The organism is Stenotrophomonas sp. 28608_Sma (assembly GCF_056486185.1).
Genome location: NZ_CM151308.1, coordinates 1,180,936 through 1,206,326, shown reverse-complemented (window position 1 = coordinate 1,206,326; position 25,391 = coordinate 1,180,936). Strand labels below are relative to the sequence as shown.

Genomic DNA, 25,391 nt, shown 5'->3' with positions numbered 1-25,391 from the left:
GCACTACCGTCCCAGACGCAGATCCCGCGCCTTCTGGTCGGCCATCGCCTTGTCCAGCTCAGCCTGCAATGCCGGTTGCTGCACGGCGGCATCCAGCACGTACACCTTCACGCCGTGCGCGGGCACGTCGGCCTTCAGGGATGCATCCACCTGCAACGAACCGCCGTCCAGTGCATCGCGCCAGCGGCCCGCCTGCACGTAACGCGACACGGTGAGGGTCCTGGTCCGGTCGCCCTTGTTCAGCAGCACCAGCGCGGTCTGCGCCACGTCGCCATACTGCAGCACGCGGAAGAACACCGCCTCATCACCCTGCAGGCGCTCGTTCACCTGCAGGCCACGCTGCAGCGCCGGCGTGGCTTCGCGCAATCGCGCGATACGCTGCAGCGGCGCGAAGATCGGACTCTCCGGTGCGGCATCCACACGCGGCTGGCCGAAGTAGGCACGATTGCCGGCATGCTCGGCGCGGCCGCGCATGAAGCCGGTTTCCGAGCCGTAATAGACCACCGGAATGCCGCGTGCGGTGAACAACCAGTTGTGCGCATCGATGAAGCCGCTGTCGCTGGCCTGCAGGCGCGGCATGTCGTGGTTGTCGTAGAAGCTCATCAGCTCATACGGGTTGGCGTACGGGTCACCGCTCAGGTGCAGCGGCTCGGCCAGGGTCTCGAAGCCCTTTCCGGCGGTGCCGAAGGTCTGTTCCAGTGCGCCGCGCAACGGGAAATCGAGCACGCTGACGTTGGCGTTGGCCGGCCAGGTGTGCTCGGCAATGCGCGCGGCATCGTAATCGAACGCTTCGCCGAACATGAACATGCCTGGGTGCTCGGCGCGGATGCGTTTGACGAAGGCATGCCACCACGGGTGCGGCAGCCAGCCAATGGTGTCGATGCGCAAAGCGTCCACGCCCTGCGCGGTCCACTGCAGGTAAGCGCCGACCAGGTAGTCCATCACTGCCGGATTGTCCTGATTGAAGTCGGACAGCTCGGCAAGGTTGCCGTCGAAGATCGATCCGTTCTTGCCGTCGACCGGACCGATGTTGTTGTAGAACGCGTGCAGCGGGTTGTGCTTCGGGTCCAGTTTCTGCGGCGGCAGGTTCTGGTGATCAGCGATCAGCGCTCCGTCCTTGTCGAAGATCTGGCCGAACTGCGGCTGCCGCGTCGGCATGGTCCAGGCTGGCGAGCCGTGGTTGCCGACGATGTCCAGCACCACCTTCAGGCCTGCGCCGTGCAGGCCCTTGGTCAACCCCGCGAAGTCCAGGTCCTTGCTGGGCAGGTGCTCATCGAGCTTGTAGAAGTTGATGCCCCAGTAGCCGTGGTAGCCGGTCTTGCCGCGATCGGTCAGCGTACTGGTGCAGCTGATCGGCTTGCTGCCGGTGAACGCCTCGTCCGGGTTGTCAACGATCGGCGTGATCCATACCGCGCCGAAGCCGAGGTTGCGGATGTACTGCGCATTGTCGAGCACGCCGCGGAAGTCACCGCCGAGATAGCCGATGTTGCCGTCCACCTTGTCCGGGCACGGCACCGGGATATCGAAGGTGCGATGCGTGCCGCCCTGGTCGCGATGGTCGTTGGACGGGTCGCCGTTGACGAAGCGGTCGGTGACCACGAAGTACACCGCATCGCTGGCGAACGGTTCGGTGGTGCCCACATAGTCCGGGCGTGGCGCGGCCGCCGCATGGCCGGCCAGCAGTACCAGGGAAACAGCAACAGACAGCGCACCACGCATCACACCACCTCCGGACGGGAAGGAACCCGCAGCACGCACAGGCCGGCGACGAACAGGCTGCAGCCGCCCAGCACCAGCACATGCATCGGCTGGCCACCCAGCCAGGCGCGCAGGGCGAAGCCGAGCGCACTGGCCGCGACCAGCTGCGGGATCACGATGAAGAAATTGAAGATGCCCATGTACACGCCCATCTTCGATGCCGGCACGCTGTCGGACAGCAGCGCATAGGGCAGCGAAAGGATGGACGCCCAGGCGAAGCCGACGCCGACCATCGACAGCAGCAGCCAGTGCGGGTCGCGGATGAACATCAGCGAGACCAGGCCGGCGCCGCCCAGCCACAGGTTGACCAGGTGGCTCCAGCGCAGGCCGATCGCACGCACCATCGGCGGGATCAGTACTGCGGCCAGCGCGGCGAAGCCGTTGTAGGCACCAAACAGCACGCCCACCCAGTTGGCGCCCTCGTTGTAGGCCGCTGACTGCGGATCGGTCGAGCCGAAGTGGGTACCCGCCACCGCGGCGGTGGTGTAGATCCACATCGCAAACAGCGCGAACCACGAGAAGAACTGCACCCACGCCAAACGACGCATGGTCACCGGCATCGCGCGCAGGTCGCCGACGATGGCGGCCAGCATATGCGTGGCCGGCAAGGCACGCGCGGCCGCCAGCAGCACGCCGTAACCCGCACACAAGCCCGCCAGCACGTACAGCATCTTGTCGCCCTGCCGCCAGGCGATCAGCAGCGCCAGCACCACGCCGAGCCCCAGCCACAGCGCCACCTGCGTCCACGGTGCGGGGCCACTGATCGCAGCCCCTGCGTGGTGCGCCGGCGGCTCGGCATCGTCAAACCCGGCCAGCTCTGCCGGCGAGTACTCGCGGGTGCTGACCACCGTCCAGGTGATCGCCGCCAGCAGCACCACCGCGCCGAAGTAGAACGCATAGCGCACGGTATCGGGCACTTCGCCGGCAGCTGCGGTATTGGCAACACCGAAGTGGGCCAGGATGAACGGCAGGAAGCTGGCGACGATGGCACCCACACCGATGAAGAAGCTCTGCATGGCATAGCCGGCCGGACGCTGGCGTGGTGCCAGCTGATCACCGACGAAGGCGCGGAACGGTTCCATCGACACGTTGATGGAGGCGTCCAGCACCCACAAGGTACCGGCGGCGATCCACAGCGTCGGCGAATTCGGCATCACCAGCAGCGCCAGCGTGGTCAGTACCGCACCGATCATGAAGAACGGGCGGCGACGGCCCCAGCGCGTCCAGGTGCGATCGGACAGGTAACCGATCACCGGCTGCACCAGCAGGCCGGTCAATGGCGCCGCGATCCACAGCCCGGGCACCGCGTCCATGTCCGCGCCCAGGGTCTCGAAGATGCGGCTGGCGTTGGCGTTCTGCAGGGCGAACCCGAACTGGATGCCGAGGAAGCCGAAACACATGTTCCAGATCTGCCAGAACGACAACTGCGGTTTGGCGGGACGACTCATCGTGCGCCCTCTTCCATCGCCACCGGCGCCACCTTCAGCGCCTGCACCTGGGCCTGGTTGAGCACACCCTCGCGTCCACCCTTGCCGCCGGTGTAGTGCGCGAAGTGCTGCAGCGCGCTCATGTTGAAGCCCTCTTCAAGCGCGACCGTGCATTGCCCCTTGGGCACCGTGAATGTCGCCGAGGTCGAGTCCTGCATCGCCACGCTGTGCGGCAGGGTGACCGTATGCTGCTGCAACGGCTGGCCCGGGCACTGCAGCACCAGCTGCTTGACCGCAGCGGTGACGCCAGTGTTGATCGGCCCGTTCGGGTTGCGGTACTGCAGGCGCAGGCGCACCTGCCCGGCCCTGGCCGAGGTGAACTGCCAGCGATCATCGCCCTTCAGCACCTGCTGCGGACCGACGCAGAGCGTCGGGCTGTGCAGTGATTCCAATGCACCCACGCGCCGGGTCAGGCTGAGGCAGTGCTGCAGGCCATCGTCGCTGATGTGCACCTGGCCATTGCTGGCGGCGACATGCCTGCCGTCCTTCCATAGCGTCTGGTCAGCCGCAACCGGGACGCTCCAGCCAGTGCCTTTGCGGGTGGCCTGCGGCGTAGTCGGTGTAGCTGGCGCACGCGCGTTGGCATCCGCAGTCGTGGCAGCGAAACCGGTTGCTGCCGGGGCAGCGACCAGCTGCACCGTGGTGGTCGTGCCACGTGTGATGGTGCTGCCGGCCACCAGCAGGCCATCACCCACGTTCTGCGGGCGCTCCAGCACATAGCGCCTGCCGTTGGCTTCCAGCGTGATGCGGGGGTGCGTACCGAACAGCTCCGGCACCAGCACGGCCGGCAGCTTGGGCTGCATGCGGCCATCGTCCTGCACACCGAACACACCTTCAAGCACCATCGACAGGTAGCCGGCCACCGACCACAACTGGCGTTCGGAGTTGACCACCGGGCCGCTCAGCGCACCTTCCTCGACATGCACGGCCTGGCTGACCAGTTCGTAGTTTTCCATGTTGGAACCGGCCAGCGCAGCGCCCTGCATCAGCGAACGGATCTCGGCGGCGATGCGCGGCGCATCATCCAGCTGCCGTGCGGCACGCAGCGAGTAGGCACTGACGAACGGCCAGATCGCGCGGTTGTGGTAGATCGGCTGCTGCACCTCCTGCGGCCACACCACTGGGCTGCCGGCTGGCCCCATCGGGTAGGCAGCCAGTGCACGGCGCGCGCGCTCCGGCGGCAGCACCTCGGCGAGGATGCCCAGCGACAGGCCAAGCAGATCGACCTTGGCGTACGGCACCGGGTGCGCGGCTTCGCCGATGTAGCTCATGTACTGGCCGATATCCTCGCGCCAGAAGCGCGCATCGATCTGCTGCGCCAGCGCATCGGCCCAGGCCTTGTAGTCGGCTGCGCGGGCGTCGCCGTGCTGGCCGGCCAGGCGTTCGGCCAGGCGCAGTGCCTGGTAGTGCAGCACGTTGGTGGACAGCGCATAGGAATCACCGATGAAGCGCACGTCCTCGCGGGTCCAGTCCGGATAGGTCTGCTCACGCCAGTCCAGGAACGAGGTCTCGCCACGGTACAGGCCCATCTGCGCGTCGAACACCATCGCGCGATCCTGCGCCAGCGTGCCCTGCAGCGCCTGCCAGACCTGGTCGGCAAACGCGCGATCTTCCAGCAGGTGACGTGCCGCCAGGAACCACACCACGCGGTCGCTGCTGATCGGCCAGCTGCCGCCGGAACCGGTGTCCTGAGCGACGAACAGGCCGGGCATATGGCCATCGCGCGCTGCCGACAGCTTGAACTGCAGCGACTGCCGGGTGCGCTGCGGATCCAGCCGCGCCAGCGCCAGGTCGGCGGCGAAGCTGACATCGCGGGTCCACACGTAGGGCCAGCGCGCGCCCGTCTGGAAGCACTCGCACGGCACCGGCCGGCCTTCGTCGAACGCGGGATCGCGGATCGCATCCACGCGGTCCTGGTCCATCTCCTGCTGGGCCAGCGCGAACAGCGCATCGAACATCACGCTGCCGGTCTGGCTGCGCATCGGCATGGGCGCGATACGCACCTCACCCTTCGGCGCATGCAGCACGAAGCTGCCGTTGGCAGCGGCTTCGGCACGCGCATGGCGGCCGTCGAATTGCAGGTCGGCCGCCTGCGCGGTCGATCCCAGCGCTGCCCCCAGGGCAGCGGTCAGGCAAATGATCTTCAGCATCGAAGCGGCGGACCGGCTTGCGCCCGTCGGCCTCCCTCCCTCTCTGCACGCGTTGTAGGTCCGCACCGTCGTTGCCGGCGGGCGGGCGCGGCCCCTCCCTCAAGGTGCCTTGGCCCCATGGTAGACGCGGGGCTGTCGGCTGCGTCCAGCTGCATACGTATTCATGGCGTTGCACGGTAGCGGGCCTGCCGCGCTGGCTTATGGTCCGGGTCTGCCAACGGCGCCTTGGGAGGGGAAATGCCGATGTCACCCACTGCTGTACGCGCGGTGTTCGCGCACCTGCTCGGTCTGGCTCTGCTGGGCCTGGCCACGCTGGCGCAGGCCGCGCCGCAGGTGGCCAGCGTCGAATCACCGGGAAAGGTGCTCAAGGTCAGCCTGGTGCTGGACGGTGGCGCCGCGCGCTATCGCGTCGAGCGTTTCGGCGAGACCGTGGTGGAAGATTCGAAGCTGGGCTTTGCCTTGCGCGATGGGCGCCTGGACCGGGATTTCGCCCTGCTCGGCCAACAGCAACGCAGCGTCGATGACCGCTGGGAACAGCCCTGGGGCGAGCGCCGGATTACCCGCAACCGTTTCAACGAACTGACCGTGCAGCTGGCCGAAACCACCGGCAGCAAGCGGCGGCTGGACGTGGTGTTCCGCGTCTACGACGATGGCGTTGGCTTCCGCTATGTGTTCCCCGAGCAGCCGAACCTGCACGAAGCGATCATCGATGACGAGCTGACCGAGTTCGCCATCGCGCAGGATTCCACCGCGTGGTGGATCCCTGCCGGCGAACCGATCCACTACGAGTACCTGTACCAGCGCACGCCGCTGCGCGAGGTTCCGCTGGTGCATACACCGATGACCCTGCGCAGCCGCGACGGCCTGCACGTGGCGATCCATGAGGCCGCGCTGGTGGACTACGCCGGCATGTGGCTGCGCCGCACCGAAGGCCAGCGCCTGCGCGCGCAGCTCTCGCCCTCGGCCGAAGGCTGGAAGGTGCGCCGCGCCCTGCCCTTCGCCACGCCGTGGCGCACGCTGCAGATTGCCGACCGTGCCGGTGGCCTGGTCGAATCGGACCTGATCCTCAACCTCAACGAACCCAATGCGCTGGGTGATGTGAGCTGGGTGAAGCCGGCCAAGTACCTGGGGGTGTGGTGGTCGATGCACCTGGACAACGAGAGCTGGGCGACCGGGCCGAAGCATGCGGCCACCACCGCGAAGACGAAGAAGGTGATCGACTTCGCCGCCGCGCACGGCTTCCGTGGCGTGCTGGTGGAAGGCTGGAATCCGGGCTGGGACGGCATGTGGGTGGGCAATGGCTACGACTTCGATTTCACCCGTGCCACGCCCGATTTCGACATTGAAGCGCTGTCGGCGTATGGCCAGAACAAGGGCGTGCACCTGATCGGCCACCATGAAACCGGCTGCGCCATCGAGCACTACGAGGAGCAGCTGGACGCTGCGCTGGACCTGTACGCGCGGCTGGGCGTGGACCAGTTCAAGACCGGCTACGTCTGCGACGACGGTCAGGTCGACCGCCGCAATCCCTCGGGCGGCCCGCTGTGGCGTGAGTGGCATGACGGGCAGTTCATGGCGCGCCACCACCTGAAGGTGGTCCAGGAATCGGCACACCGCCATCTGTCGGTGAACCCGCATGAGCCGATCAAGGACACCGGCCTACGCCGCACCTATCCCAACTGGATCTCGCGCGAAGGCGCACGCGGCATGGAGTACAACGCCTGGGGCCAGCCGCCGAACCCGCCGGAACATGAGGTCAACCTGGTGTTCACCCGCATGCTGGCCGGGCCGATGGATTACACCCCCGGCATCCTCAGCCTGAAGGGCCGCCACGGCCAGGCCATCCCCAGCACGCTGGCCCGCCAGCTGGCGCTGTACGTGGTGCTGTACAGCCCGATCCAGATGGCCGCCGACCTGCCCGAGCACTACCTGCAGCACCGCGAGGCATTCCGCTTCATCGAGGACGTGGCGGTGGACTGGGAGCAGAGCCGCGTGCTCGATGGCGAAGTGGGCGACTACGTGACGATCGTGCGCCGCGACCGCGACAGCCGCGACTGGTTCCTGGGCAGCATCACCGACGAGCACGGCCGTGTGCTGCCGGTGTCGCTGGGCTTCCTGGAGCCGGGCGTGCGCTATCGCGCCGAGATCTACCGCGATGGCGAGGGCGCGGATTTCCGCAGCAATCCCTTCGCATTCGCGCGCGAAACCCGAGAGGTGACCAGCGCCGACGAGCTGACGCTGGTGCTGGCACCGGGGGGTGGGCAGGCCATTCGTTTCACGCCGCTTTGAATGCCGCGGTAGTGCCGGCCGCTGGACGGCAACCCGGTGAACGCGATTGCCGGCCAGCGGCCGGCATTACCGCAAACAGAACCTGAAAGCGATTACATCCCTGCAAACGCCATTGAATACGTATGCAGGGTGATTCCCGCGAAGAACGCGCTGCCTACCATAGCGGCGACGACAGCGGCCACCGCGTCGCACGTCCACGGTCACTCCGGGACGTTCACGAATCGATCTGCAACATTGCCTGGGAGGGGAAAATGTTGAACCACAAGCGCAGCGCGCTGAGCATCGCGCTGGCCGTTGTCCTGGCGCCGACGCTGGCGTCGGCACAGTCCACGCAGAGCACCACCACGCCGGCCGCCACCGCCGCCACCAACCTGGATACGGTGCAGGTCACCGGCATCCGCCGCGGCATCGAGAACGCAATCGCGATCAAGCAGGACGCCACCTCGGTGGTCGAAGCGATCTCCGCCGAAGACATCGGCAAACTGCCCGACGTCAGCATCGCCGAATCCATCTCGCGCCTGCCCGGCCTGGCTGCCCAGCGCGTGGCCGGCCGTGCGCAGGTGATCAGTGTGCGTGGCCTGTCGCCCGACTTCGCCACCACCCTGCTCAATGGCCGTGAAGTGGTCAGCACCGGCGACAACCGCGGCGTCGAATTCGACCAGTACCCGTCCGAGCTGGTCAACGGCGTGACCGTGTACAAGACCCCGGACGCGGCGCTGGTCGGCCAGGGCCTGTCGGGCACCATCGACATGCAGACCGCACGCCCGCTCAGCTTCGGCGAGCGGGTGATCGCGGTCAGCGGCCGCTACCAGAAGAGCTCCCTGGGCCGCGCTGCCAACATCGACCCGTATGGCAACCGTTTCAGCGCCAGCTACATCGACCAGTTCTTCGACAACACCCTGGGCATCGCCATTGGTTATGCGCACAGCGACATGCCGATCCAGGAGAACCAGGTCGGCCTGTACGAGCCCTGGACCACCGAACACACCGACAAGGGCGAGCGTCGCGGAATCGCACCTGGCACCTACTTCACCGATGGCATCAAGGCCCTGCGCCGCACCGGCAACAACAAGCGCGACGGCGTGATGGCAACGATCCAGTTCCGCCCCAGCAACAGCTGGACCAGCACCTTCGATGCGTTCCACACCGAAGCCGAGCAGATCGACACCGCCAACCAGTTCGAGCTGAGCCTCAGCGGCAACGGCGAGGACAGCAACAATCCCAACGCGATCCTGCCGGTGTTCAGCAATGTCGGCCGCAATGCCGATGGCAGCTTCACCGGTGGCACGATCAACAATGCGTACCCGCTGGTGCGCGGCATGTACAACAAGCGCAAGGACAAGATCGATGCGTTCGGCTGGAACAACGAGTTCAACGTCGGTGGCGTGAAGCTGGTCGCCGACCTGAACTATTCGAAGGCAACCCGCCGCGAGATCAACCTGGAGAACAACCTGCAGCTGGTGCCGCGCCCGCAGTTCGACACGATCGGCCTGGTGGTGAACAACAACAGCTTCTCGCAGATCACGCCGGGGCGCGACTATTCCAATCCGGACAGCCTGTTCCTGACCAACACGATCTATGGTTCCGGCTACGGCAAGGTGCCGGAGGTCGAAGACCGCTTGAAGGGCGCCAAGCTGGCGGCGACGCTGCCGGTTCCCGAGGCCATGTCCAGCTGGTTCTCGGATGTGGACGTGGGCGTGAACTATGCCGACCGTCGCAAGCAGAAGGCTCAGGCCGAAGGCAACATCCTGCTCGGCGCCCAAGGCGAATCCACCATCGCACCGGACCTGCAGTACCGCCCGGTCAACCTCGGTTTCGCCGGCATCGGCTACATCCCGTCGTGGAATGTGCCGGCAGCTGTCGGTCGTTACATGACCTTCAACCTGGTCGACAACCTGGACTACCTGATTCCGAAATCCTGGACGGTCGAGGAGAAGATCACCACGGCGTGGGCACGCCTGAACATCAACACCGACATCGGCGTGGTCGGCGTGCGCGGCAACATCGGCGTGCAGATGCAGCACACCGACCAGAGCTCGGACTCGCGCTACTGGGACAGCTCGCAGCCGGCGGGCAGCAACATCCAGCCCTTCTCTGCCGGCAAGACCTACAAGGATTGGCTGCCAAGCTTGAACCTGGTGTTCATGTTCCCGCACCAGCAGACGCTGCGCTTCGCCGCCGCCAAGCAGGTCGCGCGCCCGCGCGTGGACCAGATGCGTGCCGGCCTGGAATTCGGCGTGGATACCAACAACGGCCGCCCCGGTGGCAGCGGTGGCAATCCGCTGCTGGATCCGTGGCGCGCCACCGCGCTGGATCTGTCCTATGAGAAGTACTTCGGCGAGAAGGCCTACGTGGCTGCGGCGATCTTCTACAAGGACCTGAAGAGCTACGTCTACACGCAGTCGGTGGACAACTACGACTTCAGCGGCCTGCTCGGCAACTACGTGCCACCGCCGGGCATGACCGCACCGGTGCTGACCACCGGCACCTTCTCCACGCCGCAGAACGGCAAGGGCGGCACGTTGAAGGGGCTGGAGCTGACCGGGTCGTTCCCGCTGGAGATGCTGACCGACAGCCTGCGCGGCTTCGGCGTGCAGGCCAGCGCGACCTTCAACAAGAGCGACATCACCATCCTGGATCCGGAGAGTGCCTCCAGTGTGGGCACCGACCCGATCAGCCTGCCGGGCCTGTCCAAGCGCGTGTACAACTTCACCGCCTACTACGAGCGCAGTGGCTTTGAAGCACGCGTGAGCCAGCGCCGCCGCTCGGACTTCATCGGTGAGATCGGCAACTTCAACGGCAACCGCACGCTGCGTTACGTGGTGGGCGAGAACGTGACCGATGCACAGGTCAGCTACACCTTCAGCGACAGCAGCAGCCTGCGCGGGCTGACCCTGCTGCTGCAGGGCAGCAACCTGACCAACGAACCGTACCGCACCTACGCCGGCAGCAAGGACCGCCCGCTGGAATACATCGAGTGGGGCCGCACCTACATGCTGGGCGTGAACTACAAGTTCTGAGGTAGCGCCGGGCCGCGCCCGGCAACCCGGACCCGGTAGTGCCGGCCGCTGGCCGGCAACAGAAAACAGGGAGCAGGACCGGAAACCCGCTGCGCAGGCAGCGGGCTTTCTTTTGCGCGAATGCCCTTCACCGGCATCCCACCCACAAAAAAGGGACGGGGCGCTTCGGCCCCGTCCCCGCAAGTACCGCCACCGGAGAAAACGGTCAGCTGCGTCGGGCGCAATACACCGCGCGCGGCGGCAGCTGGAGTTCATTGCCCTGCACCGTGCCCGCATCCGGGCCCGGCACCGCCACCTGCTGCCAGTTGCCCGGCGGCAGCGGATGGCTCACCGCTTCGGCCGACAGGTTGAAGGCCAGCAGGAGGGTTTCATCTGCAAGCATACGCTCGAACAGCAGCACTGGCTCGGCGCTTTCGATGAATCGGATGCTGCCATGCAGGAGTGCCGGCTGGCTATGCCGCCAGGCCAGGAACCCGCAGAACGCAGCCAGGACCGAGTCCGGGTCGCGCTCCTGCACCGCCACGGCCGCGGCACGGTGCTCGGGCGGGATCGGCAGCCACGGCTGGCCGGCGGTGAAACCGGCCAGCGGCGCGTCGGTCCACGGCAAGGGGGTCCGGCAGCCATCGCGGCCCTTGAAGTTGGGCCAGAAGGTGATGCCATAGGGGTCCTGCAGGGCCTCGAACGGCACCTCGGCCTCGGCCAGGCCCAGTTCCTCGCCCTGGTACAGGCAGACCGAGCCGCGCAGCGAGCACAGCATCGCCACCAGCATCCGCGCCAGGCGCGGGTCGGCCGGGTGGCCGCCCCAGCGGCTGACCGCCCGCTCCACGTCGTGATTCGAAACCGCCCAGCACGGCCAGCCTTCGGTCATCGCCGCTTCCAGCCGCGAGACCGTGTCGCGGATATAGGCCGCGCTGTAGTCGTCCACCAGCAGCTCGAAGCTGTAGCCCATGTGCAGGCGGCCATCGCGGGTGTACTCGGCGGTGGTGGCCAGCGAGTCCTCCGAGGAGATCTCGCCCAGGCTGACCGCCCCCGGGTACTCGTCCAGCAGCGCGCGCAGCCGCTCCAGGAACGGCAGGTTCTCCGGCTGGGTATTGTTGTAATAGTGGTACTGGTAGGCGTACGGGTTGTCCGGGCTGAAGCCGCGACCGAAGCGCTTCTCCGCCGGCTTGGCCGGGTTGTCGCGCAGCTGCGCGTCATGGAAGCAGAAGTTGATCGCATCCAGGCGGAAGCCATCCACGCCGCGGTCCAGCCAGAAGCGCACGTTGTCCAGGGTCGCCTGCTGCACGTCCGGGTGATGGAAGTTCAGGTCCGGCTGGTCGACCAGGAAGTTGTGCAGGTAGTACTGCTCGCGGCGCGGCTCCCACTGCCAGGCGCAGCCGCCGAACAGCGACAGCCAGTTGTTGGGCGGCGTGCCGTCCTCGCGCGGGTCGGCCCAGACGTACCAGTCCGCCTTCGGGTTGCTACGATCCTGGCGGCTCTCGCGGAACCAGGCGTGCTCGATCGAGGTGTGGCTCAGTACCTGATCGATCATCACCTTCAGGCCCAGGCCGTGGGCCTTGGCCAGCAGACGGTCGAAGTCGTCCAGGCTGCCGAACAGCGGGTCGACGTCGCGGTAGTCGGCGATGTCGTAGCCGAAGTCGGCCATCGGCGATTTGAAGAACGGCGAGATCCAGATCGCGTCCACGCCCAGCGTTGCGATGTGGTCCAGGCGCTGGATGATGCCCGGCAGGTCGCCTACCCCGTCGCCGTTGGCGTCAAGGAAACTGCGCGGGTAGATCTGGTAGATGACGGCTCCGCGCCACCATGGATAGTGCGACATCGACAGCCCCCCTCCGGGCGTGCGGGACCCGCCGGGAGCGGGCCGAAATCCTGATGCCGCAAGCTTAGCGGTGGCCTCACGGGCATGGCGCAACCTGCATACGTATTCACGCAGGCGGCATCCGTGGCCGGGCCGCGGACGCCGGCCTGCCCGGTTTGCGCCCGAATTCACAGGCAACGCCTATAATCAGCGATGAGCCTGAAAGCCTGATCGCATGACCATCACCGAAGACACCCGTCCCGCCCTGGGCCTGCCCCAGATCCAGTCGCTTGCCGCGGCCGACATGGCCGCCGTCGACGCCCTGATCCGGCGCCGCCTGTCCTCGGACGTCGTGCTGATCAACCAGATCGCCGACCACATCATTTCCGCCGGCGGCAAGCGCCTGCGCCCGATGCTGGTGATGCTGGCCGGCCATGCGGTCGGCCAGGCCGGTCCGGACCACCACCAGTTGGCGGCGATCATCGAGTTCATCCACACCTCCACCCTGCTGCACGACGACGTGGTGGACGAATCCAGCCTGCGCCGTGGCCGCAGCACCGCCAACGCGCTGTGGGGCAACGCGCCCAGCGTGCTGGTCGGCGACTTCCTGTACTCACGCAGCTTCCAGCTGATGGTCGAGCTGGAGCGCATGTCGGTGATGCAGATCCTGGCCGATGCCACCAACCGCATCGCCGAGGGTGAAGTGCTGCAGCTGCTGCACGTGCACAACCCGGATACCGACGAAGCCGCCTACCTGCGCGTGATCGAGCGCAAGACCGCGGTGCTGTTCGCCGCCGGCACCCGCCTGGGCGCGCTGGCCAGCGGCGTGGATGAAGCCACCCAGCAGGCCCTGTTCGACTACGGCATGCACCTGGGCTACGCGTTCCAGATTGCCGACGACGTGCTGGACTATTCGGCCAATGCCGAGGAGCTGGGCAAGAACCTGGGTGACGACCTCGCCGAGGGCAAGGCGACGCTGCCGCTGATCCACGCGATGGCCCACTCCGACGACGCCACCCGCGAGCGCCTGCGCACCATCGTGCAGGACGGCGACGCCTCGGCGATGCCGGAAGTGCTGGCCGCGATCCGCGCTACCGGCGGGCTGGAGTACAGCCGCGCGCGTGCCGAGGAATATGCCGAGGCCGCCGAGCGCGCGCTCGATGGCCTGGCCGACAATGATGCCGTGGCTGCCCTGCGCGGCCTGGCCCGCTACGCGGTGCAGCGCTCGCATTGATGGGTTGAGGTGTGCCGACCAACGGTCGGCACGGAAACATCGGTGACTACCGACCGATCGCGTTTACCGCATTGTAGTGCCGGCCGCTGGCCGGCAACCTCATGATGCTGCGGATGTCACGGGAATGCCGGTCAGCGGCCGGCACTACCGCTGCACGGATCAACATTTCTCGAAGCGCTCCTCGAAGAACTCATCCAGCGCTTTCCAGGCGCGCTTGGCCGCCCGTTCGTTGTACTGGCAGCCTGGCGGACTGTTGGCATCGCGCTCGGCGAAGCAGTGCACCGCGCCGCTGTAGTTGGTGAATTCCCAGTCGACCTTGGCCGCGTTCATTTCCTTCTGGAAGCCGGCGATGTCCTCGGCGGTCACGCTGGTGTCGTCGGCGCCATTGAGCACCAGCACCGACGGGTGGCTGCCACCAGCCTGTGCCGGCAGCGGCGAACCCAGCCCGCCGTGCAGGCTGACCACCCCTGCCAGCGGCGCACCGGCACGGGCCAGCTCCAGCACCGTGGTGCCACCGAAACAGAAGCCCACCGCACCGATCCGGCTGGCATCCAGCGGTGCCTTGCCGGCCTGGGCCTTGAGCACGTTCACCGCCTCCAGCGCACGCGCACGCAGCAGCGGCCGATCATTGCGGAGCTTGGTCGCCACCGGCCCGGCCTCGGCATCGGTCTTCGGCCGCACGCTCTTGCCGTAGACATCGGCCACCAGCACCACATAGTCATCGCCGGCCAGCTGCTTGGCCTTCTCGACCGCCGATTCGTTCACGCCTTTCCAGTTCGGCACCATCACCAGCCCGGGGCGCTTATCGTTGTCGCCGTCGTCATAGACCAGCACGCCGCTGAAAGTCGTGCCCTGGTGCTTCCACTCCACCGGCTGCGTCTTCATCGCCGCCCACGCCGGCATCGCCGCCAGCCCCAGAACCACCGCCACACTGCATCGCCAACGATTCATGCGCCTGCTCCGCAAGAAAAAGGGGACGGAGGGGATTAAGCCGTATTCGCCCCTCCCGCGTCGCATTCTGCATTGGCGACGTGACGCAGGTGTGGTTGGATACGACTTAATCCCCTCCGTCCCCTTTTTTCTGCATGAACCTTGTTGATCGCTTCCTGTCTGGCCTGATCCCCCGCCTGCCTGCCGAGGATGCCCCGCAGTGGGCCCACGTGCAGGGCGCCAGCGGCGAAGACCTGCAGCGCCTGCGTGCGCAGTGGCCTCAGGTGCCAGACAGCCTGCTGGAACTGTTGTCCCGCGTGGATGGCACCCACTTCCGTGAGTACCCCGGCGGCGAGGTCTGCGTGCTGGTGCTCGGCTCGGACGTGGAGGACGGCGGCTATCCCTACTACCTGCGTTCGGTTGCGCAGATCTTCGAAGACCAGCAGCAGTGGGACGACAGCATCCGTTCGATCTACGAAGAGTGGCTGGATGACGAGCCAGAGATCCTGGGTGAGGGCATCGACGCCGATCTGCCGATGAACCGCCGCCTGTGCTTCTCGCACTGCATGAACAACGGCGGCACCTCGATGCTGTACCTGGATTTTGATCCCGCGCCGGGCGGCGCGGTCGGCCAGGTGGTGCGCTACCTGCACGATCCGGACAGCTATGCGGTGATCGCGCCCAGCTTCGATGCGTACCTGCAGCAGCTGATCGAAGGCGGCTACGCGTTCATCGAAGACGAACAGTAGATCCACGCCATGCGTGGATGAATTTCTCCGGAGGTTGCCGGCCAGCGGCCGGCACTACCTTCAAGCGATACCCAGCCCGGGAATCGCGCTGATGCTCTCCGGGTCAAACCCAGCCAGCTCAGCGAAATGACGGCCACGCGCCACGTAATCCCGGTAGGCACCAAAGCTCGGCGCGCCCGGCGACAGCAATACCACCCCGCCTTCAGAACCCAACGCGGCACGTGCCAGCGCCATTGCCTCGGGCAGATCCGCCGCCGCGTGCAGACCGAAGCGACCAGCATCGGCCAGCGGCTGCAGCATCGCGTGGATGCGCGGGCCGTTGCTGCCCATCGTCACGATCTCCACCGGCGGCACGTCGTGCGCCATGTGCTGCATGAAATCGGTCCAGTCCAGGCCACGGTCATGCCCGCCCACCAGCAACGCGATGCGCTGCCCGGCGAAGCACTCCAGCGCGGCCAGGCTGGCATGCGGCGTGGTGCTGATCGAATCGTTGACGTAGGTCAGGCCATCGGCCGCGCCGATGCGCTGCAGGCGATTCGGCAGCGGACGGAAATCCTGCACCGCCGGTGCCAGCGCCACGGCGTCCAGCCCCAGCGCTTCCAGCGCCGCCAGTACCGCACAAAGGTTGCCGCGGTTGTGGCGACCCGGCAGCGGCGTGTTGCGGGTATCGAACACGGCCTGCTCGCCGCGATGCACGATGTCACCGCGCATATGCCAGCCCTGCGGCTGGTTGAACCAGACCACTTCGCTATCGGGCAGCGACAGCGCAGCCAGATGCGGATCGGCGGCATTGAGCACGGCGATGCGCGGTGCGGCTTCAGTCACCAGCCGCAGCTTGTCCTCGATGTAACGTTGTTCGCTGCCATGCCAGTCCAGGTGTTCGGGGAACAGGTTCAGCACCACCGCCACCTGCGGGTGGGCGCCACTGCGTGCCACTTCGCCGGTCTGGTAGCTGGACAGTTCCACCGCCCAGTACTCGGGCGTGGGCTGCGGATCCAGCACTTCCAGCAGCGGCAGGCCGATGTTGCCGACCAGGCCGGTGCGGTGGCCGGCGGCACGCAGCAGGTGCGCGACCAGCGCGGTGGTGGTGCTCTTGCCCTTGGTGCCGGTCACGCACACGGTGTCGTGCACGATGCCATCGGCACCCGCATGCTCGGCAAACCACAGCGCGGTGCCACCGATGAAAGTGGTGCCCTGCGCCGCCGCGGCCAGCGCGATCGGCTGGTACGGGCTGATGCCGGGCGATTTGATCACCACATCGAAGGCAGCCAGCGCCTCGGCCGACGGCTCACCACGCACGTCCAGCACGCCCTGTGTTTCCGCACGCGCGGACTCCACTTCGGCCGCCGGGCAGAACAGGCTCAGCGGCAGTGCCGGCAGGCGCTCACGCAGCACCGCAAATGCCGCACGGCCCTCACGGCCCCAGCCCCACAGCGCAACGCGCTTTCCTTCAAGCTTCGAAATCTTCACGCACCCGTTCCCACAGCGCAGCCGGAACGCGATGCTCGCCCTGCAGCTGCAGCAGCGGTGCCAGTTCCAGTTCGGCGGCATCCAGCTGCGGCTGGATCTCATTGCAGAAGCGCTTCACCAGCACGTCTTCCTTCCACTCCGGGCGCTGCGCCAGGGTCGCCATCGCCGCACGCGATTCGCGGCCTTCGCCCACGCACTCGAACGGCTTGTGGTCCTGGAATTCCAGCAGCGCGTCGAAGCCGCCGGCCTGCTCGGCATCGTCCAGCAGGTTGCGGCCGAAGATGCGCACCAGGCGCGTCTTGGGCATGAACGGGGCCAGCGCCAGGAACACGAAATGGCACTTCGGGCAGACACCGCACCAGCGGTTCACCGGGCGCTCGCCGAGGATGTGGAAGTTGCGGTTGCAGCTGGAGAAATGCGCGTCGTAGAAATCGGTCTTGGCGAACTGGCGGGCCACTGCAAGCTCCGACATCGGGCGCAGCAGCGAGTAGTACTGCAGGTCCGCCGCTACGTGCGTCTGCACATGGCTGCCGAACGCCTGCTCGAATGCCCAGCCCTTGGACCACTGGTGGTTCACTTCGCCGGTGCCCGGAATCTGGCTGCCGTAGCTGGCCGAACGTTCGTTGGAGAACACCACCTGGTCCACGCCCTGCAGCAGCGCGGCCAGCACCATGATCGCCGAGTTCACCGCAGTGACCGGGATATGCCCGTTCCACGCACCCTGGCGGTTCAGCTCGAACAGTTCCGGCGCCAGCGCGCGGCCCAGGTTCAGCGTCGGCAGGCCGGTGCGTTCAGCGCAGGCACGGATCAGCTGCGAGCCACCGATCCAGGTCACCGTCTCGTCCACGCCGGCACGGCGCAGCGCTTCGATGCTGACCAGCGAATCCTTGCCGCCACCGATCGCCACCAGCGCGTGCGGCTGCAGGCCCAGCACCGGCGCCTGCACTGCCTCGCCCTGCACCGGCAGGCGGAAGCGCCCGCGCAGGTTCAGGCCATTGCGGTACGCGAATTCACCCAGGCCGTTGAGGTAGACCGTCTCCACCAGCGCAGCGGTATCGGCATCGATGGCGTAGCTGTCGATGCTGACCGTCTCCGGCACGCCCGCCTTGTAGTAGCTGACACCGGCGATCAGATGCAGCAGCTGCAGCGCGCGCTGCACAGCGGCGGTACGCGCTTCGTCCAGCACGAACGGGGCGCCCGGCACGGTGATGGTTTCCACCATCTCCGGGCCGTCATCAAAGGCGTAGACCAGCTTGGCCACGCCGGTGTCCGCGGCGAATTCGCAGCGGACGAAGCGGAAGCGGGAAACCTGGTGTTTGTCGAAAGCAGTCATGGTGTATCCGGTCAGGCACGGGCCCGCGCGATGGCGCGGGGCGTGTCGGTGGGCGGGTGCAGGGCGCGCGCGGTGGTCATTCGATCACGTCTTCGCGCGGCAGCATCCGCTGGTTGTAGGTGTTGGCCATCGAATAGCCGTAGGCGCCGGCATCGGCGATCAGCATCACGTCGTCCGGTGCGGTCGACACCGGCAGCTTGCGGCGCTTGCCGAACACATCGCTGGATTCGCAGATCGGGCCGACCACGTCGAATGCCGCTTCGGCATAACCGCCCTGGCGGCTGAGGTTCTCGATGTCGTGCCAGGCGTCGTACAGGGCCGGGCGCATCAGTGCGTTCATGCCGGCGTCCAGACCAACACGGCGCACGCCGTCCTTCTCCACCACCTGGGTGACATGGGTCAGCAGCACGCCGGACTCGGCCACCAGGTAGCGGCCCGGCTCGATCGCCAGGCGGAATGCCGGATGCAGCGCCTTGACCTCGGCCAGGCCCTCGGCCCAGGCGTCCAGGTCGAACGGCTCGTCTTCGTCGCTGTACGGAATCGGCAGGCCACCGCCGATATCGATGGTGTGCACGCTGCCGATGCGGCGGGCGAAACCGGCCAGCTCATCGCACATCAGGCGCCAGTGCTGTGCGGTTTCCACGCCGCTGCCCAGATGCGCATGCAGGCCGACCACGCGGCTGCCCAGATCGGTGGCCGCGCGCACGAACTCATCGACGCGGGCGATCGGCAGGCCGAACTTGGAGTCCTTGCCGCCGGTGCGGACCTTGGCATGGTGGCCTTCGCCACGGCCCAGATCCACGCGCAGCCACAGCTCGCGGTTGCGGAACAGGTCCGGCCAGCGCTGCAGCGCTTCGACGTTGTCGACGGTGACGGTCACGCCCAGCGCGAACGCGGCTTCGTACTCGCTGCGCGGGCAGAAGCTGGGGGTGAACAGCACGCGCTTGGGCGACAGTTCCGGCAGGTGCTGGAACACGTGCTTCAGTTCGCCGTGCGATACACACTCAAGGCCGAAGCCCTCGGCTTCCAGCAGCTGCAGGATGGCCGGGTGGCTGTTGGCCTTGATCGCGTAGTAGCGCTGGTCGATCGGCTTGATCGCGGCCAGCGCGCGGGCACGGGCGCGCACGGTCGGCAGGTGGTAGACATAGCGCGGCGTACCGGCGTCGGCCAGCTGCAGCAGGTGCGCCCGCTGGCCCCGCCACCACGGCGTGCCACGCGGGCGCACGGTGCCGGCGATCTCGCGCCAGCGTGGGCCGAACACTTCGGTCTCTTCCACCGGCATCGCACCGCTGTCGATCAGCTCGGCGTGCAGGATCGGCAGCAGGCCATCGGCATCGGCTTCGTCGATGACGAAGGTCAGGTTCAGGTCGTTGGACGACTGCGAGATCATGTGCACGCGCTCGCGGCCGAATGTGGCCCACACGTCCGACAGCTTGTGCAGCAGCGAGCGCATGCCGCGACCAACCAGGGTGATCGCCGCGCACGGCACGATCACCTTCACCTTGCAGATCTGCGACAGGTCGGCCGACAGCGCGGCCAGCACATCGGTGTTGACCAGGTTCTCGGACGGATCCAGCGATACGGTGACGTTGGTTTCGGCCGAACCGATCAGGTCCACCGACAGGCCATGCTTCTTGAACAGGTTGAACACATCGGCCAGGAAGCCGACCTGCTGCCACATGCCGATGCCTTCCATCGACACCAGCACGATGCCGTTGCGGCGGCTGATCGCCTTCACGCCCGGGACCGGCGCAGCGCTGCCATCGATGCTGGTGCCCGGCAGTTCCGGGCGCTCGGTATCGAGGATGGCCATCGGCACGCCGGCATCGCGGCACGGCTTGATCGAGCGCGGGTGCAACACCTTGGCGCCAGTGGTGGCGATTTCCTGCGCCTCGTAATAGTCCAGGCGGGTCAGCAGGCGCGCGTCCGGCACGTCCTTCGGGTTGGCGCTGAACATGCCCGGCACATCGGTCCAGATCTCCACGCGGCTGGCGCCGAGCAGCGCGCCGAAGTACGCCGCCGAGGTATCCGAGCCACCACGGCCGAGGATGGCGGTACCGCCATCGGCATGCCGCGAGATGAAACCCTGGGTGATCAGCAGGCGGGTCGGCTGCGCGCGGAAGCGCTGCATCCACTCCGCATCGGCACGCCACTGGCAGTTCACCGACAGGCGCTGCGACCAGTCGCTCTGGTTTGGCTGCGGCGGCATCGCGTCCAGCCACTGGCGGGCATCCATCCAGCCCATGTCCAGGCCCGAAGCGTGCAGATAAGCCGCGCCCAGGGTGGAGGACAGCAGTTCGCCCTGGCCCAGCACTTCGGCCTGCCACTGCAGCGGCCGGGTGGCCGCGCGCGCGTCGTCGAGCAGCCCCTGCAGCGTCGCCAGGCGCTCGGCCAGCACCTCGCGGCCCAGGCCGAGTTCAACCAGGAAGGCCTCGTGGCGTTCGACCAGCGCCGCCACGCGATCACGGCTGTCCGGCGCGCCATCGGCGATCGCGGTCAGTTCGTTGGTGACCCCGGACAGCGCCGAAACCACCACCAGCACGCGCGAGCCGGTTTCTTCCGCACGTTTTTTCGCCAGCTTCCCGATCGTGTCCCAGCGATGACGACGCGACACAGAGGTGCCGCCGAACTTCAGTACGATCCAACGATCGACAAGGGGGGAAGCTGACATGGATTGGCTATGTAGAATGTGGGGAAGCCGCCCTCGGGGGCGGAACCTTTGATTCTAAGCGCAATATCCCCGTAGATGGCCGTCCTCCGTTACCTGCAGCTCGATGTCTTCGCCCCCCGCCCCGGCACCGGCAACCCACTGGGCGCCATCCTGGACGCCGACGAGCTCTCCAGCAGCCAGATGCAGGCCCTGGCCGCCTGGCTGAACCTGTCCGAGACGGTGTTCTTCCTGCGCCCCAGCGCGCCCGGCGCCGATTACCACATCCGCATCTTCACCCCGACCCGCGAGCTGGCATTTGCCGGCCACCCCAGCGTCGGCGCCGCCTGGGCGGCGGTGATCTGCGGCCTGGCGCAACCACGCGACGGTGCCCTGCTGCAGCAATGCGCGGCGGGGTTGCTGCCGGTACGGGTGAGCGGCCCGGCCGAGGCACTGCAGATCCAGCTGGCCAGCCCAACGGCGCAGCAACTGGACACAGCGGCGGACAGAGCGCCGGAAGCGCTGCTGGCGCTGGCTGCCAGCGGGCACGTACCCGAACTCTGGGACAACGGCGCACGCTGGTGGCTGCTGCCGCTGCGCGACGCCTCCGCCGTACGCAACCTGGCGCCGGACATGGCAGCGCTGGCCGACTGGAGCCTTGCCACCGATGCCACCGGCTTGGCCGTGTTCGCCGACGAAGCGGGCACCGACCATACCCGGGTGGTGCGCGCATTCTGCCCCGCTGATGCGGCCGCCGTACCGGAGGACCCGGTTACCGGCAGCGCCAATGCCCTGATCGGTGCCTGGCTGCGGCAGCGCGATGCCCTGCCCGGCCGCGAGGGTCACTACGTGGCAAGCCAGGGCCGCGAAGTCGGCCGCGATGGCCGCGTGCAGGTGCAGGTCGATGCGCAGGGCACGGTCTGGATCGGCGGCCAGGTGCAGGCGGTCATCGACGGCCACATCCGCTGGTAGCCCACGGGAAAAAGGGGACGGAGGGAATTAAGTCGCTTATGGCACATGGGGCAAAAGCGACTTAATTCCCTCCGTCCCCTTTTTGGTGCCCCGCGCTACGCTATGCGGCCTATTTACTGGAGTGCCGCCTAATGTCCACCCGCCGTTTCCTGCAGCTGGATGTGTTCTCCCCGCGCGCCGGCGCCGGCAATCCGCTGGCCGTGGTGCTCGATGCCGAGGGCCTGGACGACGCCAGCATGCAGGCCATCGCGCGCTGGACGCGCCTGCCCGAAACCACCTTCGTGTTCCCGCCGCAGGTCGCCGGTGCCAGTTACCGGCTGCGCATGTTCAGCCCGCAGAAGGAAGTTCCGTTTGCCGGCCACCCCAGCGTCGGCACCGCGCATGCGGTGCTGCAGGCCGGCCTGGCCGCAGCGGTCGATGGTGTGCTGGTACAGGACGGCATTGCCGGTGCCCTGCCGCTACGCGTCAGCGGTGAGGGTGCGCAGCAGCGCATCGCCATCCGCACGCCGCGCGCGCAGCTGGCCGAGACTGCCGAGGCGACCGATCCACGCCTGCAGGCGGCGCTGAAGGACTGGCCGTTGGGCTCCCTGCCGCCGGCGCGGATGCAGGGCGGACGCAGCTGGTGGGTGGTGCAGGTGGCCGATGAGGCCGCATTGCGCGCATTGCAGCCGGACTGGGATGCGGTGGCCGCACTGGCCGAGTCCACCGACAGCATGGGCGTGTTTGCCTATGCCTTCAGCGATGGCGGTGAGGGCTTCGATCTGGCGGTACGTGCCTTCGTCGGCAATGGACGCCGCTTCGAGGACGCCGCCTCCGGTGCCGCCAATGCGGTGCTGGCCGCATGGCTGGACCTGCGCGATGCGCTGCCCCGTGGTCGCGCACCGTTCGAAGTCAGCCAGGGCCGCGAAGTCGGCCACGACGCGCGCCTGACCCTTTTCGTCGATGAAGACGGGGAAGTCTGGTCCGGTGGCCAGGTGCAGACGGTCATCACCGGCACCATCGATTGGTAAAGGGATGCTGTAGAGCCGAGCCCATGCTCGGCTGCTCTCCGGCCAGATCATGGCAGCCAGAGGAGCCGAGCATGGGCTCGGCTCTACAGATACGCCGGCTCAGCCCAGCTCGGCTTCCAGGCTGATCGGCACTGCGCTCAGCGCCTTGGATACCGGGCAGTTCTGCTTGGCGTCATCGGCAATCGCACGGAACTGCGTCGCGTCGATGCCCGGCACCACCGCTTTCACCTTCAGCCGGATCTGCGACAGCTGCGGGCCGCCTTCCAGCGACAGATCGACCTTGGCTTCGGTATCCAGCGAGGTCGGGGTGAAGCCGGCTTCGCCGAGCTTGGCCGACAGCGCCATGGTGAAACAGCCGGCGTGGGCGGCAGCGATCAGCTCTTCCGGATTGGTGCCCTTTTCGTCGCCGAAGCGGCTGTTGAAGCCGTAGCGGGTCTTGTCCAGCAGCCCACTCTGCGGCGTGCTCAACTGCCCCTTGCCCGACTTCAGATCGCCTTCCCAGTGCGCGGTGGCGTGTCGCGAGATTCCCATGTGCTGCTCCTGCGTGACGGTGATGAACGGTCACCCTCGCACGGGAGGCGTTAGCCCTGCGTCGCTCCGCCGCACGCCACAGGTCCGCCGGAAACCGGACAACTGGTCACTTCTTCGCCAGACCGGCGCGCTTTTTTCCCTTGTTTTCAGTGGTTTCGCGCATTCCTCCGATGGGCGGGCGCGGGCTATCGCGCGCGCTGCCACACCCCCTTCCCCCACTGCCGGCCATGTACTGAATCGGCCTGGATATGAAAAAACATGCACTTTCCACGCTTCGGGCTATTGGCGGCGCCCGAGAGTTGCCCTACATTGCGCTTGCCGACGGGGTTCGGCGCCGACCAAACAACCAACCGTTCACGGAACAGGAAACCATGGCAAAGACCGCTAAGAAGGCTGCCCCGAAGAAGGCAGTGAAGAAAGTCGCGACGAAGGCAGCCGCCAAGCCGGCCGCTCCGAAGCCGATCAAGGAAGTGCTGACCAAGTCCGGCCTGGTTGCACACATCGCTGAAGCCTCCGGCGTCATCGCCAAGGACGTCCGCGCTGTGCTGGCCTCGCTTGAAAGCGCCGTCGCCTCCTCGGTGCACAAGAAGGGCGCTGGCTCCTTCACCCTGCCGGGCCTGCTGAAGATCACCACCGTCAATGTGCCGGCCAAGCCGAAGCGCAAGGGCATCAACCCGTTCACCAAGGAAGAGCAGTGGTTCGCTGCCAAGCCGGCCACCACCAAGCTGAAGGTGCGTCCGCTGAAGAAGCTGAAGGACGCCGCGCTGTAAGCGCGCGCCCCAACGCGGATTCCGACGGGACGGCTCTGGCCGTCCCGTTTTTTTTGTCCCAACCACAGCCCGCAACACAGCGTTGCCGCATCCCCGGGAATGCGCGTACAGGCCCGTCGCCATTGGCTGGGCGTGGTCCGTTGCGGCCCCGGAACGTACCGGGTGGAACACTGCGTGCAGCCCCGGCCATCGCCGCCGGGCACGGCCTTGCCTAAGGTGGGCACATCCTCCACAGCTACGGCGAGCACACCCTCATGGCCAGCCCCTCCACCCGCTACCGGATCTCGGTGACCCCCATCGAAAAGGACGGGTTGCAGTGCACCGGGCGCTGCACCATCGAACTGGAACATCGCGCAAGCCGCGACCTGATGCGCCTGCTGGAAGCGGCGCCGCGCACCGCTGGTATCAGCGGCGACGAGCGCGCGACGCTGGTGATCGCCACCCAGCTGCTGCGCGACATCGTGCAGCGCCACGCCGACACCGAAGGGCATGCCCTGGCCGCCATCGCCACGCAGGTGCTGCCGGCGCTGGATGCACTGGAACAGCTGCCCTCCTCCCGCTGATCGCGGAACAGCCGATACACTGCCTCCTTCCGTTCGCCTCGGGGAGGAGGCAGACATGCGCAGGTTCCTGATACTGCTCGCACCGCTGGTGCTGCTGGCCTGTTCCCGGCCGACATCGCAATCCGATCCAGCGGATGCCACACCGTCGGCCACGGCCGAGGCGGCTGCCCGCACGAAGTCACAGACCGCCGCAGAAGGCGATGCACCGACCGTGCAGGGCATCGATGTCGATCCCCTGTTTGCCGCCGTCGCGGCCGAGGCCGAGCTGCCGGCGGGAATGCTCAATGCCTATGTCATGGCCCTGCTCAATCGCGATCGCAAGGCCGTCGACGCCGCGTGGACCTTCCCGCCCAGCGATGCACGACGCGCCGACGATGCTGCATTGCGCCAGCTCACGGACGTGCGCAGCCTGCGCCTGACCAGCGAACTACCGATCGCGCGCGACGGTCACCAGCCGCCGCAGCTGCTGGAGGTTCCGGTACAGATCCGCGCAGTGACCCCTGAGGGCACCTTCCGCTTCGGTGGCTGGTACCGGGTGCAACCCCGTGCCGATGGCCGCGCCTGGCAGATCCAGTCGGCGCAACTGCGGCCAACGCTGGACTGAACCGTTGCAGCGGCATGCACGCGCGATTCAGCCGGCACGGCTACTCTTTGATTCGTCCATTCATATCCACCGGTCA

The 25,391-nt window shown here is 67.1% G+C and carries 18 protein-coding genes; 9 read left to right on the top strand and 9 right to left on the bottom strand.

Translation table 11 applies throughout. The annotated features are described in order from the left end of the window. Positions 1–3: 3 nt before the first annotated feature. Genes ACZLHH_RS05490 through ACZLHH_RS05480 form a run of 3 tightly spaced genes read right to left on the bottom strand, consistent with a single transcriptional unit; the run spans position 4 to position 5,395 of the window. Positions 4–1,719 carry an alpha-amylase family glycosyl hydrolase gene (locus tag ACZLHH_RS05490; RefSeq protein WP_049462190.1) on the bottom strand — a complete coding sequence of 572 codons (1,716 nt, stop codon included), beginning with the start codon at positions 1,717–1,719 and terminating at the stop codon, positions 4–6. Then, positions 1,719–3,206, bottom strand: a complete 1,488-nt coding sequence (locus tag ACZLHH_RS05485) for an MFS transporter (protein ID WP_049462189.1) — start codon at positions 3,204–3,206, stop codon at positions 1,719–1,721. Before ACZLHH_RS05485 ends, ACZLHH_RS05490 begins: the two co-directional genes overlap by 1 nt. Beyond that, positions 3,203–5,395, bottom strand: a complete 2,193-nt coding sequence (locus tag ACZLHH_RS05480; RefSeq protein ID WP_049462188.1) for a glucosidase family protein — start codon at positions 5,393–5,395, stop codon at positions 3,203–3,205. The genes ACZLHH_RS05485 and ACZLHH_RS05480 overlap by 4 nt, the downstream gene beginning before the upstream one ends. A 237-nt stretch (positions 5,396–5,632) precedes the next feature. Between ACZLHH_RS05480 and ACZLHH_RS05475 the strand changes: the two genes are divergently transcribed. Then, positions 5,633–7,684 (top strand): glycoside hydrolase family 97 protein, encoded by a 2,052-nt coding sequence (locus ACZLHH_RS05475; protein WP_180845374.1) that lies wholly within the window; start codon positions 5,633–5,635, stop codon positions 7,682–7,684. 251 nt (positions 7,685–7,935) lie between these two features. Further along, complete coding sequence (locus ACZLHH_RS05470) at positions 7,936–10,704, top strand: TonB-dependent receptor (protein WP_049462193.1); 2,769 nt, start codon at positions 7,936–7,938, stop codon at positions 10,702–10,704. Between the two features lie 205 nt (positions 10,705–10,909). Here the strand turns inward: ACZLHH_RS05470 and ACZLHH_RS05465 are convergent, their stop codons facing one another. Continuing rightward, on the bottom strand, positions 10,910–12,523 hold the full coding sequence (locus tag ACZLHH_RS05465; protein ID WP_049462186.1) for an alpha-glucosidase family protein: 1,614 nt from the start codon (positions 12,521–12,523) through the stop codon (positions 10,910–10,912). A 214-nt stretch (positions 12,524–12,737) separates the two neighbouring features. Between ACZLHH_RS05465 and ACZLHH_RS05460 the strand changes: the two genes are divergently transcribed. Continuing rightward, positions 12,738–13,736: a polyprenyl synthetase family protein gene (locus tag ACZLHH_RS05460; protein ID WP_049443874.1), complete on the top strand. Its 999-nt coding sequence runs from the start codon at positions 12,738–12,740 to the stop codon at positions 13,734–13,736. A gap of 159 nt (positions 13,737–13,895) precedes the next feature. Here ACZLHH_RS05460 and ACZLHH_RS05455 read toward each other — a convergent pair whose 3' ends face one another. After that, positions 13,896–14,687, bottom strand: a complete 792-nt coding sequence (locus ACZLHH_RS05455; RefSeq protein ID WP_049462185.1) for a dienelactone hydrolase family protein — start codon at positions 14,685–14,687, stop codon at positions 13,896–13,898. A 134-nt stretch (positions 14,688–14,821) separates the two neighbouring features. On the opposite strand from ACZLHH_RS05455, the gene ACZLHH_RS05450 reads away from it, so the two are divergent. Next, positions 14,822–15,415: an SMI1/KNR4 family protein gene (locus ACZLHH_RS05450; RefSeq protein WP_049462184.1), complete on the top strand. Its 594-nt coding sequence runs from the start codon at positions 14,822–14,824 to the stop codon at positions 15,413–15,415. A 60-nt stretch (positions 15,416–15,475) separates the two neighbouring features. Here the strand turns inward: ACZLHH_RS05450 and murD are convergent, their stop codons facing one another. From murD to ACZLHH_RS05435, 3 genes are all read right to left on the bottom strand, one after another. Next, positions 15,476–16,885, bottom strand: coding sequence for a UDP-N-acetylmuramoyl-L-alanine--D-glutamate ligase (murD, locus tag ACZLHH_RS05445; protein WP_049462183.1), 1,410 nt, complete (start codon positions 16,883–16,885; stop codon positions 15,476–15,478). Next, positions 16,866–18,218, bottom strand: coding sequence for a UDP-N-acetyl-alpha-D-muramoyl-L-alanyl-L-glutamate epimerase (gene murL / locus ACZLHH_RS05440; RefSeq protein WP_049398826.1), 1,353 nt, complete (start codon positions 18,216–18,218; stop codon positions 16,866–16,868). Before murL ends, murD begins: the two co-directional genes overlap by 20 nt. A gap of 76 nt (positions 18,219–18,294) precedes the next feature. After that, entirely contained in the window at positions 18,295–20,889 is a 2,595-nt protein-coding gene (locus tag ACZLHH_RS05435; RefSeq protein ID WP_049462182.1) for a bifunctional aspartate kinase/diaminopimelate decarboxylase, read from the bottom strand. 75 nt (positions 20,890–20,964) lie between these two features. Here ACZLHH_RS05435 and ACZLHH_RS05430 point away from each other — a divergent pair, with 75 nt between their 5' ends. Together ACZLHH_RS05430 and ACZLHH_RS05425 are read left to right on the top strand one after the other, a co-directional pair. Then, a complete protein-coding gene (locus ACZLHH_RS05430; protein WP_049462181.1) occupies positions 20,965–21,837 on the top strand; it encodes a PhzF family phenazine biosynthesis protein in 873 nt (290 codons plus the stop codon). A 131-nt stretch (positions 21,838–21,968) separates the two neighbouring features. After that, positions 21,969–22,847 carry a PhzF family phenazine biosynthesis protein gene (locus ACZLHH_RS05425; RefSeq protein ID WP_049462180.1) on the top strand — a complete coding sequence of 293 codons (879 nt, stop codon included), beginning with the start codon at positions 21,969–21,971 and terminating at the stop codon, positions 22,845–22,847. A gap of 99 nt (positions 22,848–22,946) precedes the next feature. Here the strand turns inward: ACZLHH_RS05425 and ACZLHH_RS05420 are convergent, their stop codons facing one another. After that, the gene (locus ACZLHH_RS05420; RefSeq protein WP_005408443.1) at positions 22,947–23,378 is read right to left on the bottom strand and encodes an OsmC family protein; all 432 of its coding nucleotides are present in this window, start codon (positions 23,376–23,378) and stop codon (positions 22,947–22,949) included. Positions 23,379–23,749: 371 nt separating this feature from the next. Between ACZLHH_RS05420 and ACZLHH_RS05415 the strand changes: the two genes are divergently transcribed. The 3 genes from ACZLHH_RS05415 to ACZLHH_RS05405 all read left to right on the top strand — a co-directional run bounded on the left by ACZLHH_RS05415 (position 23,750) and on the right by ACZLHH_RS05405 (position 25,315). Further along, a complete protein-coding gene (locus tag ACZLHH_RS05415; protein WP_010483539.1) occupies positions 23,750–24,148 on the top strand; it encodes an HU family DNA-binding protein in 399 nt (132 codons plus the stop codon). A gap of 254 nt (positions 24,149–24,402) precedes the next feature. Then, on the top strand, positions 24,403–24,711 hold the full coding sequence (locus ACZLHH_RS05410) for a DUF3861 family protein (RefSeq protein ID WP_032129232.1): 309 nt from the start codon (positions 24,403–24,405) through the stop codon (positions 24,709–24,711). 55 nt (positions 24,712–24,766) lie between these two features. Next, positions 24,767–25,315: a hypothetical protein gene (locus ACZLHH_RS05405; protein WP_049462179.1), complete on the top strand. Its 549-nt coding sequence runs from the start codon at positions 24,767–24,769 to the stop codon at positions 25,313–25,315. Positions 25,316–25,391: the final 76 nt, after the last annotated feature.